This is a genomic window from Trueperella abortisuis, from assembly GCF_030811095.1.
GTDB classification, from domain to species: domain Bacteria; phylum Actinomycetota; class Actinomycetes; order Actinomycetales; family Actinomycetaceae; genus Trueperella; species Trueperella abortisuis.
Window position 1 is genome coordinate 890122 of the sequence record NZ_JAUSQL010000001.1, and the last position, 23043, is coordinate 913164.

A 23043-nucleotide genomic window follows, 5' to 3' on the forward strand; every position below is an offset into this window, starting at 1 on the left:
GGAACATGACTGAACAGACACTAATTCTTGTCAAGCCTGACGGCGTGGAGCGTGGTCTCACTGGCGAGATCCTGCGCCGCATCGAAGCGAAGGGCTACCGCATCGTGCGGATGCGCATGCTCACCGCCACTGACGATCTGCTGGCCCGTCACTACCACGAGCACACGGAAAAGCCCTTCTACGCGGGCATGACCGCCTACATGAAGTCCGGCCCCATCGTTGCGGCCGTCATCGAGGGTGATCGTGTGATCGAGGGCGTCCGCTCCCTGTCCGGTGCCACCGAGCCGACAGCGGCCGCGCCCGGCACGATCCGTGGCGACCTTGGGAGGGATTGGGGCGACGGCGAGATCCGCAACCTCATCCATTCCTCTGACGGCGCGGAGTCGGCCGCTCATGAGATCTCCGTCTGGTTCGATTAGGTCACGCAGCGCGTTCGCGCTGGTCGCCAGCCTCGCCCTCCTGAGCGGGTGCTCCAGCGACCCGATGAGTGAGGTCATGTATAACCTCGCGCCCTCGGCCACCTACTCGGAGGACGAGGTGCGCGAGGCGGCGGACGCCGTCGTTGATCACTGGGCGGCGGTGTCAGAGGCGCTGGAGGATTTCGAGTCGGTGACGTACACGGGTGAGCTCGACTCCGATTATTGGGCGAGCCAGTACGACGGGGATGAGGCCATCGTGCTCACGGTCAACTTCACCACGAATGACAAGGCTCCCGAGATGGGGCTGAACGACAACCACACGTACACGGATTACAAGGAGATCCTTGTGCGTAATGACGGCGGCCCCTGGAGGGTCGTTGACGGCGGATATGGCTGACCATCTCCCGGCTGAGGGTGAACCCGATCAGCCGGCGCGGCGCGTGTTTACCCGGGTCACGCTCATCGCGGCAGCGATATGGGTGGCCTGCTTTGTGGCGCTGTGGCTGTCCTTCGCCGTGCCGGGCGACGAGCGGGACGCCGTCCTGCTGGGCTGGTGGATCACGGACCCGCTGAAGATCGTGGTCGTCATCGGCGCCGCACCGTTGCTCGCCTGCCTGGGTGGGCTTGCCGCGTGGTGGTGGAAGACGTGGGGGATCGGGGTGGCACTCCTAGCCTGGTTGCTCGTTTTTCCCCTGGCGGGTCTCACGTGGTTAGGCATCGCCCCCGCGATGCTCACCGTGGCCTACCTCGACAACTGGTGTTTCGATCCAGCGGATTGCCGGGATGGCTGGCAGAGTGACGTGGGCGAGTATGAGTCGTTGTCGCCCTTCACCATGCGCCGCAAGCCGGTTGGCGAGCACGTCGTCACCTTGCCAGATAGCCCGCGGTCCCCAATGCCGCCGGGGCCTACGTCCGCGTCGCCGGAGCCCACGCCCTCCCTGCTAACCTGGGCGGGTAGATGGGAGGTGGGCGAGGTGGAGGCCTTCGCCGTCGACGCCGACCATGCGGTCGTCGTCGTGGATAAGGCTGGCCCCGCCAACCGCAACGTCTTCGCCGAGAGGCTGGGGGAGGAGTGGGTGTACGTCAGCAATCTGCCCTCGACGGGGGCGGTGGAGGCCGTCGATGTCGACGGTGGCCGGATTGAGGTGACGTTCGTACGCGTCGACGGGAGCCGTGAGCACGCCGTGTCCACCGACGGCGGCATGACGTGGGCCGCCGATAGCTGAAAATCCGCCCGTCCACGCTAAACTGGGCGCGTGCACTTGAAAACCCTGACCTTGCGTGGCTTTAAGTCTTTTGCCACGACCACTACCCTCAGCTTCGAGCCGGGTATCAACTGCGTGGTGGGTCCGAACGGGTCGGGCAAGTCGAACGTCGTGGACGCGCTGGCGTGGGTGATGGGTGAGCAGGGGGCGAAGAACCTGCGCGGCGGGAACATGGCCGACGTTATTTTCGCCGGAACAGCCAAGCGCCCGGCGCTCGGCCGCGCCGAGGTCACCCTCACGATCGACAACACCGACGGCGCGCTGCCCATCGAGTTCTCCGAGGTCACGATCTCGCGCACGCTGTTCCGTACGGGTGGCTCGGAATACGCGATCAACGGCACGGCGTGTCGCCTGCTCGATATCCAGGAGCTGCTGTCGGATACCGGCATGGGTAAGGAGATGCACGTCATCATCGGCCAGGGCAAGCTCGATGAGGTGCTGACGGCCACGCCCGAGGACCGCCGAGGCTTCATCGAGGAGGCCGCGGGGGTGCTCAAGCATCGGCGCCGCAAGGAGAAGGCGTTGCGCAAGCTGGAGTCGATGCAGGCCAACCTCACGCGCATCGAGGACCTGGCCGGGGAGTTGCGCCGCCAGCTCGGTCCGCTCGCCCGTCAGGCGGCGACGGCGAGGCGCGCCCAGGTGATCCAAGCCGAGGTGTTCGACGCGCGGGCACGCATCCTCGCCGACGACGTCGCCCAGGCTCAGGCGCGTCTGCAGGCGCAGTCGGTCGACGAGAAGAGGCTTCAGCAATCCGCCGCCGAGCTGGTCACGCGTGTGAGGGCGGCCGCGGACGAGGTCGCCGCGCTGCAGGCGGCCGCCGACGCCGCCAGCCCCCAGATCGCTGCGCTGACGGAGAACTGGCAGCGCCTTGGATCGCTGGTGGAGCGTTTTCGGGGGCTGGCCAACTTGGCTACCGAGCGCCAGCGCTCCCTGCTCCAGGCAGGCCCGTCTGCCCACCGTGGGGAGTCACCGGAGCGCATCCGAGAGCGGGCGGGGCAGGCCCGCGCCGAGGAGGAGGGCCTGGGCAAGGAGGTGCGCGCGGCAGAGGACGCACTACGCGAGGTGATCTCCCGGCGCGAGGGCGCCGAGGCGCGCGAGCGCGAGCTCGACCAGGAGCTCGCCACCATCAATCGCTCGGTAGCCGACCGCCGCGAGCTAGCAGCGCGGCTCACCGGCAAGATCTCCACCGCTGCCTCGCGCATTGAGTCGCTGAGCTCCGAGAAGCAACGCGTGCTCACGGCAAAGGACGAGGCCGAAAAGCGGGCGGACACCTCCGAACGGCAGGTCATTGAGCTTGAGGAGCAGGCGGTTGCCCACACCGACGGCGACGACACGCTTTCCATTGCCCACGAGGAGGCGGCCCGCGTGCGTCAGGGCGCTCGCGACGAGGTCGAGGAGGCCCGCAAGGCGGTGGCCAGTGCGCAGTCCGCGGTGGTTGAGTGGCGGACCAAGGCCGATACCCTGGAGCTTTCCCTCGCACCCGAGGACGCCACTGCATGGCTTGTGGAGGAGTACCGCGCGGGCGTGGTTGGGCTCGTCCGCGACGCGGTCAGGATTTCTGCCGGCTGGGAGGCCGCCGCTGAGGCCGCGCTCTCCGGCGTAGCGACCGGCGTGATCGTGCGCGACGTCGACGCCGCCGTTGACGCCCTGCGCGCCGCCCGCGAAGCCGACGCCGGCCACCTCGAGCTGCTGATCGAGTCGGGGGCCCGAGCCGACCGGGACGAGGCCGCTCGCGAGGCGCTCGCACAGGCCGCGCTTCCTGGCGACCAGGCGCGGCTAGCCACCGACGTCGTGGAGGGGGATAGCGCCTCCGCCGGCGCCCTTCGCGCGCTCGTGACCGGGACCGTCCTCGCCGTCGACCTCGCCGCAGCAAAACAGCTCATCGAGGCAGGCGCCCCCGCGGTCGCGACGATGGCTGGCGACGTCCTGTCCGGCACCCACGCCTGGGGTGGCCAGGTGCAGGTGGCGGCGATCCTCGCCCGCCAAGCAGCCTACGATGACGCGCGGGCTCAGACGGCCGATGCGATCGAACGCCTGGCGCAGGCCGAGGATGGACTTGCCCGGGCGCGGACGGCGGCCGCAGCCGCCGACGAAGACTTCGAGCAGATTGCCGCCCAACTTGGCGCCCGCGATTCCCATCTGGCGGCAGTGACCGCCCAGCTCGGCGTACTTCGCCAGTCGCTGTCCGCCGCCCAGCAGGAGATCGAGCGCAACGAGGAGCGGCTGCGCCGCATCGAAGTTGACCTTGATCGGCATGCCGACGAGCTTGCCGTCCTGCGCGAGCAGCAGAACCAGCTCGAGGACGCCCCCGAGGATCTGGCCACGCGCGCGGCCGAGCTGGCGACCGAACGCGACGCGGCACATAAGCTCACCGTGGCGGCGCGCTCGGAGGAAACCGAGGCCAGGCTCAAGCTGCGCACCCGCGAGGAGCGCCTGCGCGCGATCGCCGGCAGGTCCGAGGCGCTCGAGGCGCAGGCCCGTTCGGTCGAGGCGCGCATCGCCCAGGAGGAGCGCGCGGCGGCCCGGCGTCTTGAGGCTGCCGCGGTGGCCGAGCAGGTGGCTCAGGATGCAACGAAAGCGCTCGTCCTCGCCCAAGAGTACCTTGCGGCGGTCAGCGCCGAGCGCGAGGAGGCCGAGGCAAGCCGCTCCACGCGTGAGAGCGAGCTCTCCGCCTCCCGCACCGCCCTCGAGCGGCTCCGCCAGGAACAGCGAGACCTCGACGACCTTGGCCACCGTCACGAGCTCGCACTCGCCGAGCAGCGCCTTAAGTACGAGCAACTTGCGGCCAAGGCTATCGACGACCTGGGCATGTCTGCCGACACGCTCGTTGCCGAGTTCGGCCCCCACCTCATGATCACCGTGGCGCACGCGGAGGGGGAGAAGCCACAGCCGCAGCGGCCCTTCGTGCGCGAGGAGCAGGAAAAGCGCCTGGCCAAGGCAGAGCGTGACCTCGCCCGCTTGGGCAAGATCAATCCGCTCGCCCTCGAGGAGCACGCGGCCCTCGAGGAACGTCAACGCTACCTCACCGAGCAACTCGAGGACCTGCGCCAGTCGCGTGCGGACCTTCTGGGGATCGTGCGCGACATCGACCAGCGCGTCAACGAGGTGATGACGGCCGCGCTCGCGGACGTTGCCCGCGAGTTCGCCACGACGTTTTCCAGCTTGTTCCCCGGAGGCAAGGGCAAGCTCGTGCTTACCGATCCCGACGACGTGCTCGCCACCGGCGTCGATATCGAGGCACGCCCGCCGGGAAAGCGGGTTAAGCGGCTCTCGCTCCTGTCGGGAGGGGAGCGCTCGCTGACGGCGGTCGCGTTCCTTATCGCGATCTTCAAAGCCCGTCCCTCCCCGTTTTACGTCATGGACGAGGTCGAGGCCGCACTTGATGACACGAACCTTTCCCGCCTTCTTGAGCTGTTTGAGGAGCTGCAGGACAATTCACAGCTGCTCATCATCACCCACCAAAAGCGGACGATGGAGATCGCTGACGTCCTCTACGGTGTTGCCATGCGCGAGGACGGCGTCACCAGTGTGATCTCCCAGCGGGTGAAGGACCTCGCGGGCAGCTGACGAGCAACTTACCCGGATCGGGCCGGCTCGCGGCTCGGATCGTTATCCAGATGTGATGGAAACGCCCGGGCTGAAGCGTGCTATTTGGGCGGAGCTGAACTAGAAATAAAGGGTGATGAGCATCCTGGTGAGTGCAGCTGTTGTGGGAACCGTCGGCGGCGGTGCCTACTACTTTGCGCGCGGGCGAAAAGCCGCCGAAGGGCGCGAATGGGTGGAGGAATCGGTCAAGGCGTGGCGTTCGAAGGACCTGGACGGCGACAGGTTCCAGGTACACATCAAGGACGCGCACCTGGCGGACGTGTTCACCACGTTTGACCACGACAATGCTGACCCCTACTACTCCCCGGATGATATTGAGGAGAAGTTCTCCCACGCCATCGGCTCGGCTGCGCCGCGCAAGGCCCTCGATGCGACGGAGCTCGCCGTCATCCGGGTCATGGAGGCGGCCGAGGACGTCAAGCAGGACTACTCGGAGCGCGCTTCGCAGAAGGCCCCGGCCCATTCCACTCGCGCGCAGAAGGCGTGGGCGGCGTGCTTAGCGGGCGCGGGCACCGTGACGCAGGTGGCCAAGCAGGGTGCTCGCGGCTCGGTGCGGCTGAGCAAGGCCCTGTACCGCGGCGCGCGCCGCATCCCGGGGGCGGCGCGGCGTATCCCGGCTGCCGTGCGTCGCGGTCGCTCGCAGAAGCCCCAGCAGGGTGGCGCCGATAACGTATCGTATGCGCGGAATGTCCCCGATCATGGCCGCGCGGAATAGGACCTAAGTCGCGCTTGGTGCAGTGAGTGGCCCCCGTACACTGACACGTCGAGTTTGTGGCGGCGTTTACCCAGCTCAGCAGGCTCGCCCAGACCACGGCCCCTGAGGGCCCCGCTCAAAGGAAAAGCAATGCTAGGTTTCTTGTTCGCCCTCCTCGTCACCGCGGGGGTGGCCTGCCTCATCTTCAAACGCCACAACCCCCAAACGGTTCTCCTCTTTGCGGGCCTGATCATGCTGGGGCTCGCGATCGTGCTCCCCGACACGGCCGTGACCCGGCCCGAGGACTGGCCGAACACGGGCAACGCGCTACTGGATGTCTTTGACCACGTGCGCTACCTGTTTTCCACCACGGGTGCCCAACTCGGCCTGATCATTATGACCGTGGGCGGATTCTCCCTGACGATGGAGCGCATCGGCGCGTCGGAGGCACTGGTCCAGCTCACCACCAGGCCGCTGTCGAAGATCAACAAGCCCTACCTGGTGCTCGCGTGTACCTACATCCTCGCCCAGTGCCTGTGCCTCATCATCCCCTCGGCGGCCGGGCTGGCCTTGCTCCTCATGGTCACGGTCTACCCGCTCCTGCGAGGCATGGGGATTTCGCGCCTGTCGGCCGCCGCGGTGATCGCGACGGGCTCGTGCCTCGATCTCGGCCCGGCGTCGTCGAACGCGAACATTGCGGCCGAGGTCTCCGGGATGAGCGTCCAGGAGTACTTCCTCCAGTACCAGGCGCCGGTGGCGCTCGTGGTGATGGCCGTCGTCATGGTCTCCCACTACCTCACCCAGCGCTACTTCGACCGCAAGGATGGCACGACGCCGGACAAGGCCGACTGGGCGGACATTGAGGCTGAACGCCACGGCACGACGCCGGGCCAGCCCGCCGCCGGCAAGGCGCCGGCCGAGACGGAAGCGAAGGCGGCGACCACGGACACGCCGGCATGGTACGCGCTCCTGCCGTTCACCCCGCTCGTCCTCCTCATCGTGTTCTCCCCGTTCGTCATCAGCTCGATCCGGCTACCGGTGGCCACCGCCATGCTGATCTCCGCCATGGTGGGCGTGGTGGCGCAGATGGTTCGGTACCGCTCCTTCCGCCAGGCGGGGGACGTGTTTAGGGTGTTCTTCGACGGGATGGGCCGCCAGTTCACCAACATCGTCACCCTCATCGTCTGCGCGCAGATGTTCGCCGCCGGCCTGACCCAGCTCGGATTCATCGAGACCATCATCAACGCCGCCCAAGGCGCGAACTTCGGGGCGATTCCTGTCACCATTGTGCTCACCCTCATCATTCTGCTTTCGGCGGTGGTCACGGGTTCCGGCAACGCCCCGTGGTTTGCCTTCTCGCCGCTGGCTCCCGACGTGGCGGCGTCCGTCGGCGTCGCGCCGGTCTTCATGGCGCAGCCGATGGAGCTGGCTTCGGGAATTGGGCGCTCGATGTCGCCCGTCGCCGGCGTCGTCATCGCCGTGGCCGGCCTGGCGGGCGTCAGCCCGATGGACATCGTCAAACGTACGGCGCCCGTCATGGTCGCCGCCTACATCACGATGATTACTGCCTCGATGGCGTGGGACTACATCGCCTCCTCGATCTTCTTCTAAAGAAAGGACATCATGACCGCTATCACCGCCGATATTGCCAGTCGCATCAACGACGCCGCCGCCGACATGACCGACGAACTCGTGGCTTGGCGCCGCGACTTCCACCGCCACCCTGAGCTGGGATTCCAGGAGTACCGCACCACCGCGATCATCCTGCAAGCGCTGACCGACTGGGGCTACGAGGTGCTCTACGGCCCTGACGTGTGTCAGGCCGATGAGCGCATGGGCCTTCCCGGCCCGGAGGAGGACGCCGCCGCCTTCCAACGCGCGCGTGACGAAGGGGCGGATCCGCAGTGGCTGGAGAAGATTAAGGGCCAGTTCACGGGTGCCGTGGCCATCATGAGGAACGGGGAAGGGCCCACCGTCGGCATGCGCTTCGACATCGACGCCCTGCCCATCCACGAGGCGGACGACCCCGATTTCGAGCCGGTCGCGCGCGGCTTCCGCTCGGTTCACGAGGGGACGATGCACGCCTGCGGTCACGACGCCCATATCACCATCGGGCTTGGCACCGCCAAGCTGCTCGCAAGCATGAAGGACGCATGGTCGGGCACGCTCAAGATCATCTTCCAACCCGCGGAGGAGGGTGTGCGTGGGGCGAAGTCGATCGTGGCCAAGGGCCATCTCGACGACGTCGACATCATGCTCGCCCAACATGTGGATGAGAAGTCCCAGGACGGCGATCTGTGCTCCGGCTCCGGCGGCGCGCTCGCGACGACGAAGATGGATGTGAACTTCTTCGGCCGCTCTGCCCACGCCTCCGGGGCGCCGGAGGAGGGGCGCAACGTGGTGCCGGCCGTGGCGACGGCGATCCTTAACCTCTACGCGATCTCGCGCCACTCCCACGGGCCGAGCCGCGTCAACGTCGGCAAGGTGATCGTCGACGGCGGGCGCAACATCATCGCCGATAAGGCGCACCTGGAGATCGAGGTGCGCGGGGAAACGACGCAGATTAACGAGTACATGGAGCGGCGCGCCCGCACGGTTATCAAGGCCGCGGCCGACATGTATGACCTCGAGTATGAAATCGTGCGGATGGGGGAGTCGATCTCGCTCGACTCGGACCGCGAGCTCATGGAGCGGATCGACGCCGTCGCCGCGGACCTGGGCCTGGTGGCGCGCGAGCCGAACTGGATGATGGCATCCGGTTCGGAGGACTATGCCTTCATGATGGACAGGGTCCAGCGCAACGGAGGAAAGGCGACCTTCATCCGTATGCTTACCGCATCCCCGGCGGGTGCGCATAACCGTAAGTTCTGCGTGCAGGAGAAGGTGCTGCCTGCCGGGGTGCGGATTTTCGCCGGCGCAGCGATCGACCTCATGGCTCGACCCGTCTAGCGCGTAGGTTCTCTCGCGTGTAAGTCCGCCGGGAGAGCAACGAGAAAAGGTGCCGCAGCGATGCGGCACCTTTTCATTACCTTTTCGTTAGCTGACCTGCGCCAACGGTCATGTTTGGCAAAGGTTACGCCTATGGTGAATGTAAAAAATATGCGTGCTGTGGCCACGTTTTTCCGGCGGGCGAAAAGAAGCCGCTATCAGTGCGCAGATTTTCCCTGGTAGGGCTCGGGTCGGGGCGGCGTCGCTATCTTAGCAACCGTTATTTTTCGTGTCAGTGAAAAATTCAGATGTCGCTATTTCTGCTGGACAGAGCGTTGCAATGTTCGAAACGGCAGGTTTTTTCGGGTGCATAATGACAACCATCCACAGTACACGTGGTGTTTAACTTCAATGAAGAAAGAAGGGAACCATGCGTAAGGTCATAGCTGCATCTGCAGTCACGACGATCGTTTTTGCCTCCATGCTTCCAACGGCATCCTTCGCGGCCACACTCCCGCCGGACGCGGCGCCGGAGGTCTCCGTGAGCGAGAAGGCGACGGCCGATCAATCCTCCAACGGTGTGGGAGTTGATCGTTTCCTTCGCGGCCTTACCTATGATCCCGTCGGGGTCTTGGCTGTCAAGGGTGAGGCCATCGAAAACGTGCCCGTCACCCGGGACGAGCTGAAGGACGGTACGTACACCGTTTACAAGCACGAGAAGAAGAGTTTCAATAACCTCCAGGCGGACATCTCCGCTTTTGAGGCAAACAACGCCAACGTGTATCCGGGAGCGCTGGTCCTCGCCAACCAGAATCTGTCCAAGGGGAGCCCGGTGCCCTTCGGCGTGGATCGAGCCCCGCAGACGATCAGTGTGGATCTGCCCGGCCTGACCAAGGGGAGCAACCACACGACCATCGATAAGCCGACGAAGAGCACCGTGAGCGCGGGAATCAATAACCTCCTCGATGGCTGGATCGATCGCAACGAGAAGTACCCGGCGCACGCCGCGAAAATGTCCTACGACGAGTCGATGGTCACCTCGGCCCAGCAGCTCGAGGCGAAGTTCGGCCTGGGCTTCGAGAAGGTTTCAAACAAGCTCAACGTTAACTTCGACGCGATCAACAAGAACGAGTCCCAGGTGGCCATCGCCTCCTTCAAGCAGATCTACTACACGGTCAGCGCCGATACTCCGACCAATCCGCACAGCGTCTTTGGCCCGTCGGTGACCGCCGATGAGCTGCGCGAGCGCGGCGTGAATGAGAAGAACCCGCTCGGCTACATCTCCTCGGTCAACTACGGCCGCCAGATCTTCGTCAAGCTCGAGACGACGTCGAAGTCCACTGACGTCAAGGCGGCCTTCAGCGGCGTCTTCAAGGCCAGCTTCGGGGACGTGAAGACCGACGTGGAGACGAAGTACGCGAACATCCTCAACAGCACCCGGGCAACCGTCTACGTCGTGGGTGGTAGCGCGACCAAGGGCGTGGAGGTCCTTACCGGCAAGATCGATGATCTCAAGCGGATCATCAAGGAGGAGAGCACCTTCTCGACGAAGGTCCCGGCTGTCCCCATCTCTTACGTGGTCAACTTCCTCAAGGACAACCAGCAGGCGGCCGTCCGCTCGAGCGGGGACTACATTGAAACGACGGCGACCACCCACACCTCCGGCGAGGTCACCCTTCGCCACGAGGGTGGCTACGTCGCCAAGTTCGACCTCTCCTGGGACGAGGTGAGCTTCGACGAGAACGGCGTGGAGAAGCTGACTCCGAAGAAGTGGTCCGGCAACTGGGTGGGTCGCACGCGTGGATTCCGTGAAACGATCCAGCTTCCGGCCAACGCGCGCAACATCCGGATCATCGCGGGCGAGGGAACGGGACTTGCGTGGGATCCGTGGTGGACGGTCATCGACAAGAAGGACCTTCCGCTGGTGGCACACCGAGAGATCGTCCTTCGCGGAACTACCCTCAACCCTTGGGCTGACAACGAGGTCAAGGAGGCGTAGGTAAAACCGCTCTTTGTGGCGTCATGGCGAGGTGGCAACGGGTCGTTGCCACCTCGCTGTGTTCAACAGCCTTTTCGGTCATTCTTTGAAAACTTGCCAGATTACGCGACACTAGAGGCGTGGATATTCAACAGATCATCATTCTTGTCGTTGGCATTTTCGCCATCCTGGGACTGGCGAGCGCGCTTATCGTGCGCCAGCGTAGGTCCTCGTCGAAGGAGCTGCCCTGGCAGGAGCGACCCGAGCTCGAGGAGCAGAGAAGCCCCGCGGCGCCCGATGGCGCCGGCGCTGAGCCGGAAGCAAAGCCCGAGTCCGGCGTCGTCGACGCGGAGTCGGCCAAGGCCAGTGCCGAACCGTCCCCGGCCGAATCGACCCCTCCGGCAGCCGAGGTCGAGGTGCCGGAGTCGGTGGGCTCGCGCATGGAGCGCCTGCGCGGACGCCTGGCGACGTCGGGCGCGCTCGGCCGCGCCCTGCTCTCGATCCTTTCCCGCTCCGACCTGTCCGAGGCGGATTGGGAGGAGCTCGAGGACACGCTCCTCCTTGCAGACCTCGGCCTGGATGCCACCACCGAACTCATGGACACCCTGCGCGTGCAGACTAAGGTCCGCGGCACCACCGACGTCGAGGAGGTGCGCGCCATCCTGCGCGAGCAACTCCTGCCGCTCGTCGGCCCGGACATGGACCGCTCCCTCAACCTGGAGCCCGTCGTCGCCGACGACGAACGCCACCCGGCTTCCGTGCTCATGGTCGGGGTCAACGGCACGGGCAAGACGACGACGACTGGCAAGCTCGCCCGCCTCCTGGTGGCCGACGGCAAGACCGTGGTGCTTGGTGCTGCGGACACGTTCCGTGCGGCGGCCGCCGATCAGCTCACCACGTGGGGCGAGCGCGTGGGGGTCGACGTCGTGCGCTCTGACCGCGAGGGCGCCGACCCGGCGTCGGTGGCATTCGAGGCGGTCAAGGTTGGGCGCGAGTCGGGGGTCGACGTCGTCATCGTCGATACAGCTGGCCGCCTCCAGAACAAAGCGGGTCTCATGGACGAGTTGGGCAAGATCCGGCGCGTCATGGAGAAGGGCGCGCCGCTGCGTGAAGTGCTCCTCGTGCTGGACGCGACGACCGGCCAGAACGGCATGACTCAGGCGAAGGTGTTCGCTGAGGTCGCGGGCATCACCGGTATCGTGCTGACCAAGCTTGACGGCACGGCCAAGGGCGGGATCGTCGTCTCGGTCCAGCGCGAGCTAGGCGTGCCGGTGAAGTTCGTCGGCTTGGGGGAGGGCGCCGACGACCTGGCGCCTTTCAACCCGGAAGACTTCGTCGACTCCCTGCTGTCCTGACCACCTACCCCGAGGCGCCACCTGGCTGGTGGCGTGCTTGGGGTAGACTTTCGCTTGTCCCACTACGTCCACTGAGGTCTACATGTTTAATTCGCTTTCTGATCGGATCACCGGTTCGCTTCGCAACCTGCGCAAGGCAGGGCGCCTGTCGGAGAAGGACGTCGAGGCGGTTATCGGAGACATTCGCCGCGCGCTGCTGGATGCGGACGTGGCCCTGCCCGTCGTGCGGCAGTTCACTGCCGCGGTCCGTGAGAAGGCGGTCGGAGCGGTGGCGAGCCAGGCGCTCAACCCCGCCCAGCAGGTGGTCAAGATCGTCAACGACGAGCTTGTCGAGGTGCTCGGCGGCCAGACGCGCGAGCTGAATTGGGCCGCCAAGCCGCCCACGGTCATCATGCTCGCCGGCCTCCAGGGCGCGGGCAAGACCACCCTGGCCGGCAAGCTTGGCCGGTGGCTGCGGGAGAACGGTCACCGTCCGCTCCTCGTCGCCTCCGACCTTCAGCGCCCCAACGCCGTGGGGCAACTTCAGGTGGTTGGCGAGCAGGCTGGCGTCCACGTGTTCGCGCCCGAGCCGGGCAATGGCGTGGGCGATCCGGTCGAGGTGGCCCGCAGCTCGATCAGGTACGCCAAGGACAACACCTTCGACGTGGTCGTGGTCGACACGGCCGGCCGCCTCGGCGTGGATGAAGAGATGATGGCTCAGGCCCGCGACATCCGCGACGCCGTTAACCCGGACGAGATCCTGTTCGTCCTCGATGCGATGGTTGGCCAGGACGCCGTCAACACATCCCTCGCCTTCCGCGACGGGGTGGGCTTTACCGGCGTCGTGCTGTCCAAGCTCGATGGCGATGCGCGCGGTGGAGCTGCGCTGTCGGTGCGCGGGGTGACCGGCCAGCCGGTGCTCTTCGCCTCGACGGGCGAGAAGCTGGACGCATTCGAACGTTTCCACCCCGACCGAATGGCCTCCCGCATCCTCGACATGGGCGACCTGCTCACTCTCATCGAGCAGGCCGAGCGCACGTGGAGCGAGCAGCAGGCAGAGGACCTGGCGTCGAAGATGGTGGGCGGGGACTTCACCCTCGATGACTTCCTTGAGCAGCTGAACCAGTTGCGCAAGATGGGTTCGATGAAGAAGCTCATGGGGATGCTGCCCGGCATGGGGCAGTACCGTCAGGCGCTGGAGGACTTCGACGAACGAGAGATCGATCGCCAGGAGGCAATCGTGAAGTCGATGACGCCGGCCGAACGAGCCGACACCCGCATCCTCAACGGTTCGCGTCGCCTTCGCATCGCCAATGGTTCGGGCACCACCGTCACCGAGGTCAATCAGCTTGTGGACCGCTTCGAGCAGGCGAAGAAGGTGATGACCAGCATGTCCCGCGGAGGGATGCCGTCCGTGCCGGGCATGCCGAACATGCCGGGCATGGGCGGGGGCTATACGAAACGGCAAAACAAGAAGAAGCGCAAGACATCGGGGTCGAAGAAGGGCCGCTCGGGTAACCCGGCCAAGCGCCGCCAGCAGGAACTTGCCGCTCAGCGCGAGGCCGAGGCGAAGAAGGGTAGCGCCTTCGGCGGCCCGAAGGCCAAGCCCGAGGTTGACATGGACGAGTTGGCAAGGTTCTTGAAGTAGTCTTGGCGACTACCGGCCGTGTGCGCCCTTGACAGGCCCGCAGCCTCGAGTGACGTATCGGCGCGTCTGTGTGCATGGGAGCTGGAAAGCGGAGCCTGCACACAGAGACAGTTGCGCCGCCCGTAACACGTGATTGAGGTTATAATCCGGTGTCATGATGCGACGTGGGGACGAAAAGACGAGGTACTTGCGGTACTTCTTTTCTCTTGTCCTCATGTGGCCGTACCTGTCGTTCGGAATTGTTCACTTTGTTAAGGTTTTCCTCCCTCATCAAGGACACCTCCTAGGCTGGATTGTCTCTTTCCTGCCGAGCGAAGGTGCATACGCCTTACCGGCAAATCTGCTGTACACGGTGGTGGTATTGCTTTGGCTGTCCCATATGAAGGCTTCGGTTTTGCCTGACGTGGGATCGACGAGCGAGCAGAGCTTACGTCGTGGTCTTTCGCAAGGCACCATGATGTTTTTCGTAGGAGCAACTGCCCAATTGCTTCTCATGCGCATGTCCTCGGTTGTTCTATATCAGGAAGCTGACAGGATCGAGGTAAACGATCTTGATAGTTACGTATCAGGTTTTTCTGAGTTTGCCAGTTGGGGCCCTCGAGAGTCTTTCTGGGCAGCAAAACTGCTAAGCGGTATAGATGGAGCCAACGAAGAACTCGTTCTTGTTGCTTTAGTAATGACCGTGGCAAGAAGTGCTCGCTTTTCATGGAAGAGCGCGCTTATTATCTCGCTACTATTTCGCTGGTCAATTCACCTTTACTATGGCCCGATACACGCATTCTTTCGAGTTGCGCTGTGGGGCACATTTGTCGCGCTCTGGTTTATGAAGAATCGCAACGTTTTCCCGATGTGGGTCGCGCATTTCGTCGCCAATGTCTTTTCCGGCGTGGCCGGCTGGGAAGATACGCCGATTCATCGGATCGTCAGTTGGTGGGTTGAATCAGGTGAGTTGCTTGTCGTCAGCCTTGGCCTCGTGGGGTTGGCGATAGTCCTCGTGAGATGGTCTGGCGTGAGGGACAAAAGCCCGATGTCGCCGAAGCTCATCCCTTGCGCGGAAGCCAAATGGAAGAAGCTTGTGTCTCGTTGCGCCTGGGGAATTGGCAGTTTTAGCGTTTTTGTCGCGACGTTCGCGCTTGGACTGGGGCTTCACCACCATTACAGGTTTGGTATTCCGCCAGCCTTAAAGCGGGGCCAAGCTAACGTCGTCAACTTGAGCGTAGGAGACTCTCTCTGCATCGGTCTCGGTTATGGCCTGATGGAGGTCTTCCTTGCCTTGTTGACATCGTGGCTGATATCCAGGTTGCGCTACCGCCCGACGCGGGTCATGGTCCTCGTCATCGCGATCCGGTTCGTATCCTATATCGAGCTAGGAGTTGCGCAGGCGGCTTTCCTCGCATTCCTGTGGGGCACGCTTGCATTCGTCTGGATCTTTTTGACGGGCCGTTTCGTGCCTGTGGCGATGGCAGCGTTCTACAGTTTTGCGTCAGTGGGATGGAGCTATGCGACGGTCGCTGAGGAAGCGCCGGTGTTGTACTGGTTGAAGACGCAGGCAGAGCCGTGGCTCTTCTTTGTCGCTTTGTCTGCCATACTTATCGGGTGTCTATCTGGGAAGGTCCTCGAGGAGCCTGCGCCCAGAGCTATGTGCAAGGGGTATTGATGGTCATTCGTGTTTCTGGAGCTTTGCGCGGGACAGATGCGAGCCAGGCTTGGATCGTGGACGGCCGCCTCACCTTCGAGGCGCCGCCTCCGGGCGTGCCGAACGAGGAGATAGCCGGGTTTGCCTACCCCGGCCTCCTCGACGTTCATACTCACCCCGGCATGCGCCGAACGCCCGAGCCGCTGCCGGTGGCAGAGATGCGCCGCCGTCTTGAAGTTCTGGCCCGCCACGGGATCACCGCCGTGCGCGATGCCGGGGGACAGCACGACCCGAAGGTCGCCTGGGAGCCGGGGCTCGCCCGCGTCATGCATTCCGGCCAGCACATCGCACGCTTCAAACGTTACGAGCGCTACCTCGCCGTCGACGTCGAGCCGGCCGACCTCCCCGGCGAGGCGCTGCGTCAGCTCCGGCGCGGGGACGGCTGGATCAAGATCGTGGGCGACTGGATCGACCGCGAGGTTGGGGACACCACGCCGCTGTGGCCGCGGGCTGCGCTTATCGACGCAGTCGCCGCCGTCCACGACGCCGGGGGCAAGGTCACCGTCCACACCTTCGCCACCGAGACCGTCGATGACCTGCTGGAGGCCGGCGTGGATGGGATCGAGCACGGGACCGGCATGACCCGTGACCACCTGCTTGAGGCTGCCGCGCGAGGCATCTTCGTCACCCCGACGGTCCACCAGATTAGGCGCTTCCCCGAATTCGTGGCCAAGGGTGCGAGGTTCCCCGCCTACGTGAAGCGGATGATGGGGATGGATGCGCGGCGTCGGGAGCACCTGGCCCTCATGGTCGAGACGGGCACGCACGTCCTCATGGGATCGGACACCGCCGAGAACGTCGCCGAGGTCAACTTGGTTGATGAGCTGATCGACGCCGTCGACGACGGCATGCCGGCCGACCTCGTCATGGCCGCCGCCACCTACGACGGGCGGGCCAGCATCGGTTTTGACGTGTGGGCGCAGGGCGAGCCTGCCGACCTCGTCGTCTATCGGGAAGACCCGGAAGACAACATCGAGACCCTGCGTGAGCCGGTGGCCGTCTTCGCCTCGGGTGTGCGGGTGGTCTAGTCGGCCTCGGGTCGCCCGTCGGGGCGACCCGGGACGTGGCGGCCTAGAACCAGTCCTCGTCGCCGAGCGGAATGAAGCCTTCGGGAATGTCCTCGTAGGAGGCCTCGTCCTCGATCGGCTCGACGTGGATGACAATGTCGGTGTTGTCTAGGCGCGCCTGGATTGAGCGCTCGACCTGCGTGGCGAGGTCGTGTCCCTCCTTGACCGTCCATCCTCCGGGAACCTGGAGGTCGACGTTGATGAAGCGCTCGCGGCCGGCCTGGCGGGTCTGCAGGCCGTGGAAGCTGATCGAGCCGGGCTCCGAGTAGCTGTGCAGGATCTCGACGATGGCGGCGTTCTCGGCGTCGGGAAGGGTGACGTCCATGAGGCCGGCGAGTGAGGTGCGCAGGAGCGCGAGGCCGGTCCAGATGATGTTGATGGCCACCGCGATGGCGATCAGCGGGTCGAGGATGTCCCAGCCCGTCACCATGACCAGGATCAGGCCAGCGACGACGCCGACGGAGGTGATCAGGTCGGTGAGCAGGTGGCGCCCGTCGGCCTCGAGCGTGATCGAGCACTTCCTGCGGCCCACACGGATGAGATAGGCGCCTGTGGCGCCGTTGATGAGGGCGGCAAGGGTGGAGATGGCTAGGCCGATCCCGAGACTCTCCACCGGCTTGGGGTGGGCTAGACGGGTGATCGCGGCGAAGATGATGAGGGCGGCGGCGCCGAAGATCATGGCGCCCTCGACTGCCGCGGAGAAGTACTCGGCCTTTGAGCGTCCGAAGGTGTAGCGCGAGCTGGCGGGCTTGGCGGCCAGCGTGAGTGAGATAAGCGCGATGATCGCGGCCACGAGATTGACCACCGATTCCATCGCATCGGACAGGAGCGAAACAGAGCCGGTGGCGAGGTAGGCACCCGCCTTGAGGGCAATCGTCGCGACGGCGACGCCGATCGAGAGCCATGCGTAGGGGGCGAGGTTTTGCCGTGGCCGAGTATCTTGGGTCATGTTTCTATTGTCACCCGAGCCGGAGCCGATGGAAACTAACAGGTCAGGGACTTTAGGCACACTTCGCTATAATGAAATGGCCGGTTTAGGAGTCGTGAAATCCAGACACGTGACCACCACCACCGCGCAGATGCCGCGCTGGGAGTGCCAAAACGGCGCGAAATCTGGCATTATGGTTCGTTGTACTCAGGCATCGCCAGGTCCCTCTCACCGTGGTGATGTCTCAGTCCGGGCAAAGACCAGACGCATGATTTCCCACGTTTCCGGTTGGCGCCCACCAAACATGAACTAGGAGTGACCGCTAAGTGGCAGTCAAGATTCGTTTGAAGCGTATGGGCAAGATTCGCGAGGCCCACTACCGCGTCGTCGTCGTCGATTCTCGCAAGAAGCGCGACGGGCGCGTCATCGAGGAGATCGGTTACTACAACCCGAACACCGAGCCGTCGGTGATCGACATCAACTCGGAGCGTGCTCGTTACTGGATCTCGGTCGGCGCCCAGCCCTCCGAGCCGGTGCTCGCGCAGCTGAAGATCACGGGCGATTGGCAGGCGGCCAAGGGCCTTGAGGGTGGCTCCACCCTCAAGACGGCCGAGGCCGTGGACATCGCCGCACAGCGCGAAGAGGCCACCAAGGCCGTCCAGGCTGAGGCTGAGAAGCGTCGTGCCGACAAGGCGAAGGCTCGTGAGGAGGCCGAGGCGGCCGCCAAGGCCGAGGCCGAGGCTGAAACCGACGAGGCTCCGGCAGAGGCTGAGGAAGCGTAATGCTTGCTGACGCCTTGGAACACCTCGTTCGCGGAATCGTGGACAACCCGGATGACGTGGAGGTCACCTCGCGCAATACTCGCCGCGGTGAACTCCTTGAGGTTCGGGTCAATCCTGAGGACCTCGGGCGCGTGATCGGCCGCAACGGCCGCACGGCCAAGGCGTTGCGCTCCGTGATCGGTGCACTCGCCACGGAGGGCCCGGTCCGCGTTGACGTGATCGAAACCGATCTGTAATCGCTTCCGTGAGGGACCCGCCAGGCTTGGCGGGTCCTTTGCTATAGGGGCACGATAGAGAACACAAGAGACGAGAAGGGGTAGGCATGCAGCTGACGGTGGCGATCGTGGGCGCGGCCCACGGGCTCAAGGGCGAGGTCAAGCTCGACGTGCGGACGGACGATCCGGAGCGGCGCTTGGCCGTGGGGGCGGCACTGGAGACCGACCCTGCGGACATGGGGCCGGTGACCATCGCCTCCCGGCGCGAGTACAAGGGCGCACAGTACGTGCGCTTCGCCGAGTACTCAGATCGGACGGGCGCCGAATCCCTGCGCGGGGTGAAACTGGTCATCGAATCTGACGAGGACGAGGCCGAGGAGGATGCCTGGTTCCCGCACGAACTTGAGGGTCTGGAGGCGCTCGATCCGGAAGGCTATGAGCTGGGAGTGGTTGTCGGCCTCGAGCCGATGCCCGCCCAGGACCTCCTGGTGGTGCGCGAGCCGGACGGCATCCTCACCCGTGTGCCCTTCGTCAAGGAGATCGTCACCGAGGTCGACCTCGAGGATCACTGCGTCGTCATCGACGCGCCCGCCGGGCTCTTCTCGCCCGATGAGCTCGTCATCTCCGAGGAAACAGAGGGGCACTAACATGCGTTTCGACATCATCTCCGTGTTTCCCGAGTTCTTCTCCGTCCTCGATCTGTCGCTCGTTGGCAAGGCCCGCGAGCGAGGCATCATCGACGTGGACAGTCACGACCTGCGTGCCTGGACCACCGACGTCCACCGCACAGTCGACGACGCTCCCTTTGGCGGCGGCGCCGGAATGGTGATGAAGCCGGACGTGTGGGGGAAGGCGATCGACGACGTCGTCGCCCCGGGTCGCGTCGTGCTTGCGATACCGACGCCGTCGGGCGTGCCGCTCACGCAGCGGGCGTGCTGGCAGCTGGCGGAATCGGATCAGATCATCATCGCCTGCGGACGTTACGAGGGGATCGACGCCCGGGTTGCCGAGCATTACCGCGCGGCCGGCATGGAGGTGGTCGAGTTCTCGCTCGGGGACTACGTGCTCAACGGGGGAGAGGTGGCGGCGATCGCGCTGGTCGAGGCCGTGTCGCGGCTCGTACCCGGGATGGTGGGCAACCCCGAATCCCTGCGCGAGGAATCGCATGGGGAAGAGGGCCTGCTCGAGTACCCGGTCTACACCAGACCCACGAGCTTTCGCGGTATCGACGTGCCAGAGGTTCTCACCTCAGGCGACCACGGGAAGGTGGCGCGCTGGCGACGCGACCGCGCCCTCGAACGCACGGCTGCCCGACGCCCGGACATGATTGCCGCCCTAAGCGCCGACGCGCTCGACAAGAAGGACCGGGCCACGCTCGTCCGGCTCGGCTGGGTGGTCGGGCGAAAGCCCGAGCGCGTCGTCGTGACGCAGGCACAGCCCGAGGAGGCCAAGCAGGTAGCTGAACTGGCCACCCGGCTCTTCCCGGACGCCTGCCCGCCCGACATGAGCGAAGCGGACATCGCGGCCTTTACCGCCGAGAACCTGAGCCGGGAGCGCTTTTCCGACTACATCGCGGACCCGCGCTACCTCACGATGGTGGCGCGGGTGGGCGGGCAGCTTGCCGGTTATTCGCTCTCCTTCTTTCCGGCAGGACCAGAAGACAGGGCCGAGGCACTGGCGGCCGGGGCGCCGGAGCGAGTGGTGCTCGATGGCGTCCCACGCGAGGGCGACCTCGTCTACCTCTCAAAGCTCTACGTGGACGCCCCTTGGCGCGGCAGTGGCATCTTCGACATCCTCATGGGGCAGACACTGGCCGAGATTGGTCGGCGCGCGCAGGGTAACGAGCCCTACGTGTGGCTCGGAACCAACACGGCCAACAAGCGCGCTATCCGCGCCTACAAGCGCTTCGGATTCGTCGTAGCGGGCCAGCGCGAGTTCACGGTGGGTGAGCAGCTCAACAAGGATCTCACTTTGGCGATCCGGGCGCGTGTGGCACAATTGTAGGGCTTGTGTGGGATTTCTGGCCTGCCGCAGGGGGCCCGATCCGGCTGCAAGAACTTTCCGACGAACGGGCACGTGCCCGGAAAGCACTCTGACCTGCGCGCAGGGTGGTTGAGAAGATAATGAACATTATCGACAAGATTAACGAAGCGTCGTTGACCGAGCGTCCCGCCTTCCGCGCGGGTGACACGGTGAAGGTCAACGTGAAGGTCGTTGAAGGTCAGCGTCACCGCATCCAGGTCTTCCAGGGTGTCGTCATCGACCGCAAGGGTGGCAATGGCATCGGCGCGACTTTCACCGTTCGTAAGGTCTCCTTCGGCGTCGGCGTGGAGCGCCGCTTCCCGCTGCACTCCCCGAACGTTGACTCCATCGAGGTCGTCAGCCGTGGCCGCGTCCGCCGCGCCAAGCTGTACTACCTGCGTGACCGTCACGGCAAGGCCGCGAAGATCCGCGATATCCGCACCGACGCTTAAGCGCTGTGGACAGGGAGCACCCGCAAGGGTGCTTCCTTCGTATTCGCTAGTCCCGCAGATGTCACACCGAAAACGGGAAGATGGTGTGGCACCTGCGGGATTAACGTTTCGCGAGGGCAATTGATGGACGGAACGCGGGCCGGGTGTTGGTGTTACGCGCGGTTCGAATGCGAACGCTGTCGGCGAATTCACGCCCAGACACCCCCGCTCCGCACGGACGGCCGAGGGCGCGTGCCGTAGTGTAGACCTCAGCAAGAGGAGGCGCGATGGAGGAAACCCAAGAGACGAGCATGCCGCCGTCGTACCCGCCCGAGAGCCGTGCCGCCCCGAGCCGGACCGAGGCCGCGCAGGTCAGCACCAAGAAGCGGATCGGCTCCGTCGTACTCGAGTTCGCCACGATCATTGCCATCGCCCTGCTCATCTCGGTCGTCATCAAGACCTTCTTCGCGCAAGCCTTCGCCATCCCCTCCGAGTCGATGGAGAACACCCTCATCCCGGGGGATCGGATCCTCGTCAACAAGCTCGCGGACTCGGAGGAAGACCTCAATCGTGGCGACGTCGTCGTGTTCGTTGACCCCGGCAACTGGCTGAGCGATTCGGCCAAGCCGCACTACACGGGCGTCCAGAAGGCTCTCATCAACCTCGGCGAGCTCGTGGGCATCGTCCCACAAAACGTGGGCGACCACCTGGTTAAACGGATTATTGGCCTGCCCGGCGACCACGTGACCTGCTGCAACGACGGCCTCATCACGGTCAACGATGTTCCGATCATGGAAACCTATATCAAGCCCGGCTCAGCGCCCTCAGACACCGCGTTTGACGTCGTGGTGCCCGATGGTCACGTGTGGGTCATGGGAGATAACCGCGACCGCTCGAAGGATTCCCGCTACCACCAGCAAGCTACAGGCTTCGGCTTCGTGCCGATCACGAACATCGAGGGCCGGGCATGGCTCACAATCTATCCGCTCGGTCGGATGGGCACGATCCCCTCGGCTAGCGAGGTGTTCGCCAACGTTGATAGTCCCTGATCGCCAGGTCGAACTCAGCGTGCTGCGTGAGCTGGCGGCCCGCGGTGGGCGCTACCTCGCGGGGGTCGATGAGGTCGGGCGCGGAGCGCTCGCCGGACCGGCCACGGTGGGGATCGCCGTCGTCTCCCTCGACACTCCCGGCGACTTCCCGGCGGGGCTACGCGATTCGAAACTCATGACCCCGGCGGCGCGCACACGCGTCGTCGGGCAGGTGCGCCGATGGGCGGACGCCGTTGCCGTGGGGCACGCCGGTGCCGACGTCGTCAACCGCTGGGGTATTATCGGGGCGTTGAGGTATGCCGCCGCGGAGGCGCTGTCCCAGCTGGACCTGCCTATCGCGGGGGTGCTCCTGGATGGCAGTCACGACTGGTGGACCCCCTCCGAATTGCCGATCGGGCCGCAGCTGCCGGCCTACCCCGTCCACATGGAGGTCAAGGGGGATGCGCGGTGCGCGGTGGTGGCCGCGGCGAGCGTTGTGGCCAAGGTGGAACGTGACGAGCTCATGAGGCGACTCGGGGCCCAGTATCCGGGCTACGATTGGGAACGGAATAAGGGATACTCCTCGCCGTCGCACATCACGGGCCTGCGTGAGCTCGGCGCGAGCGTGCACCACAGGACAAGCTGGAAACTACCTGGATTGGAGTCGGGAAAATGAGTGAGCTGGAGAACTACGAAGCTGACGCCGAGCTAGGGCTGTACCGCGAGTATCGAGACGTGGCGAACCTGTTCCAGTTCGTGGTGGAGACTGAGCGGCGCTTCTACCTGGCCAACGACGTCGACGTCAAGGTTCGCGCCTCCGCCGCCGGAGACGTCTTCTTCGAGGTGACGCTGACGGACGCATGGGTCTGGGACATCTTCCGACCCTCCCGCTTCATCCGGGGTGCGCGTATCGTCACGTTCAAGGACGTGAATGTGGAGGAGCTGAACAAGCCCGACCTCTCTCGCGGGCTCGACTTCGAGTAGCGAGATTCCGCGAAATAA

The 23043-nt window shown here is 64.9% G+C and carries 21 protein-coding genes; 20 read left to right on the plus strand and 1 reads right to left on the minus strand.

The genetic code is table 11. The features are described 5' to 3' along the window. Window positions 1-5 precede the first annotated feature (5 nt). From ndk to J2S45_RS03960, 12 genes are all read left to right on the plus strand, one after another. Window positions 6-419, plus strand: coding sequence for a nucleoside-diphosphate kinase (gene ndk / locus J2S45_RS03905; RefSeq protein ID WP_068538445.1), 414 nt, complete (start codon window positions 6-8; stop codon window positions 417-419). Then, the gene (locus tag J2S45_RS03910) at window positions 394-816 is read left to right on the plus strand and encodes a hypothetical protein (protein WP_307634605.1); all 423 of its coding nucleotides are present in this window, start codon (window positions 394-396) and stop codon (window positions 814-816) included. Before ndk ends, J2S45_RS03910 begins: the two co-directional genes overlap by 26 nt. After that, a complete protein-coding gene (locus J2S45_RS03915) occupies window positions 809-1645 on the plus strand; it encodes a hypothetical protein (RefSeq protein WP_307634606.1) in 837 nt (278 codons plus the stop codon). Before J2S45_RS03910 ends, J2S45_RS03915 begins: the two co-directional genes overlap by 8 nt. Before the next feature lie 30 nt (window positions 1646-1675). Then, window positions 1676-5251: a chromosome segregation protein SMC gene (gene smc / locus J2S45_RS03920; protein WP_307634607.1), complete on the plus strand. Its 3576-nt coding sequence runs from the start codon at window positions 1676-1678 to the stop codon at window positions 5249-5251. 127 nt (window positions 5252-5378) lie between these two features. Beyond that, a complete protein-coding gene (locus J2S45_RS03925) occupies window positions 5379-6005 on the plus strand; it encodes a hypothetical protein (RefSeq protein WP_307634608.1) in 627 nt (208 codons plus the stop codon). Window positions 6006-6134: 129 nt separating this feature from the next. Next, window positions 6135-7595: a C4-dicarboxylate transporter DcuC gene (gene dcuC / locus J2S45_RS03930; protein ID WP_307634609.1), complete on the plus strand. Its 1461-nt coding sequence runs from the start codon at window positions 6135-6137 to the stop codon at window positions 7593-7595. A 12-nt stretch (window positions 7596-7607) separates the two neighbouring features. Next, window positions 7608-8933: an amidohydrolase gene (locus J2S45_RS03935; RefSeq protein ID WP_296930161.1), complete on the plus strand. Its 1326-nt coding sequence runs from the start codon at window positions 7608-7610 to the stop codon at window positions 8931-8933. 409 nt (window positions 8934-9342) lie between these two features. Further along, window positions 9343-10911: a thiol-activated cytolysin family protein gene (locus J2S45_RS03940; protein WP_307634610.1), complete on the plus strand. Its 1569-nt coding sequence runs from the start codon at window positions 9343-9345 to the stop codon at window positions 10909-10911. A gap of 119 nt (window positions 10912-11030) precedes the next feature. Continuing rightward, the gene (gene ftsY / locus J2S45_RS03945) at window positions 11031-12245 is read left to right on the plus strand and encodes a signal recognition particle-docking protein FtsY (protein ID WP_307634611.1); all 1215 of its coding nucleotides are present in this window, start codon (window positions 11031-11033) and stop codon (window positions 12243-12245) included. A gap of 82 nt (window positions 12246-12327) precedes the next feature. Continuing rightward, window positions 12328-13872, plus strand: coding sequence for a signal recognition particle protein (gene ffh, locus J2S45_RS03950; RefSeq protein WP_307634612.1), 1545 nt, complete (start codon window positions 12328-12330; stop codon window positions 13870-13872). A gap of 214 nt (window positions 13873-14086) precedes the next feature. Then, window positions 14087-15529, plus strand: a complete 1443-nt coding sequence (locus J2S45_RS03955) for a CPBP family intramembrane glutamic endopeptidase (protein ID WP_307634613.1) — start codon at window positions 14087-14089, stop codon at window positions 15527-15529. Further along, a complete protein-coding gene (locus tag J2S45_RS03960) occupies window positions 15529-16596 on the plus strand; it encodes an amidohydrolase family protein (RefSeq protein ID WP_307634614.1) in 1068 nt (355 codons plus the stop codon). Before J2S45_RS03955 ends, J2S45_RS03960 begins: the two co-directional genes overlap by 1 nt. 43 nt (window positions 16597-16639) lie before the next feature. Here the strand turns inward: J2S45_RS03960 and J2S45_RS03965 are convergent, their stop codons facing one another. Continuing rightward, complete coding sequence (locus J2S45_RS03965) at window positions 16640-17584, minus strand: cation diffusion facilitator family transporter (protein ID WP_307634615.1); 945 nt, start codon at window positions 17582-17584, stop codon at window positions 16640-16642. A 305-nt stretch (window positions 17585-17889) separates the two neighbouring features. On the opposite strand from J2S45_RS03965, the gene rpsP reads away from it, so the two are divergent. From rpsP to J2S45_RS04005, 8 genes are all read left to right on the plus strand, one after another. Beyond that, window positions 17890-18345, plus strand: coding sequence for a 30S ribosomal protein S16 (gene rpsP / locus J2S45_RS03970; protein WP_270974133.1), 456 nt, complete (start codon window positions 17890-17892; stop codon window positions 18343-18345). Continuing rightward, a complete protein-coding gene (locus J2S45_RS03975; protein WP_296932071.1) occupies window positions 18345-18581 on the plus strand; it encodes an RNA-binding protein in 237 nt (78 codons plus the stop codon). The genes rpsP and J2S45_RS03975 overlap by 1 nt, the downstream gene beginning before the upstream one ends. Window positions 18582-18667: 86 nt before the next feature. Continuing rightward, the gene (gene rimM, locus J2S45_RS03980; RefSeq protein ID WP_270974137.1) at window positions 18668-19207 is read left to right on the plus strand and encodes a ribosome maturation factor RimM; all 540 of its coding nucleotides are present in this window, start codon (window positions 18668-18670) and stop codon (window positions 19205-19207) included. 1 nt (window position 19208) lies between these two features. Then, window positions 19209-20564: a tRNA (guanosine(37)-N1)-methyltransferase TrmD gene (gene trmD, locus J2S45_RS03985; RefSeq protein ID WP_307634616.1), complete on the plus strand. Its 1356-nt coding sequence runs from the start codon at window positions 19209-19211 to the stop codon at window positions 20562-20564. Between the two features lie 119 nt (window positions 20565-20683). Beyond that, window positions 20684-21034: a 50S ribosomal protein L19 gene (gene rplS, locus J2S45_RS03990; protein ID WP_270974141.1), complete on the plus strand. Its 351-nt coding sequence runs from the start codon at window positions 20684-20686 to the stop codon at window positions 21032-21034. 266 nt (window positions 21035-21300) lie between these two features. Further along, window positions 21301-22062, plus strand: a complete 762-nt coding sequence (lepB, locus tag J2S45_RS03995) for a signal peptidase I (protein WP_307634617.1) — start codon at window positions 21301-21303, stop codon at window positions 22060-22062. Further along, window positions 22049-22717: a ribonuclease HII gene (locus J2S45_RS04000; protein WP_300047249.1), complete on the plus strand. Its 669-nt coding sequence runs from the start codon at window positions 22049-22051 to the stop codon at window positions 22715-22717. The genes lepB and J2S45_RS04000 overlap by 14 nt, the downstream gene beginning before the upstream one ends. Further along, complete coding sequence (locus J2S45_RS04005) at window positions 22714-23025, plus strand: DUF2469 domain-containing protein (RefSeq protein ID WP_270974144.1); 312 nt, start codon at window positions 22714-22716, stop codon at window positions 23023-23025. The genes J2S45_RS04000 and J2S45_RS04005 overlap by 4 nt, the downstream gene beginning before the upstream one ends. Window positions 23026-23043 lie beyond the last annotated feature (18 nt).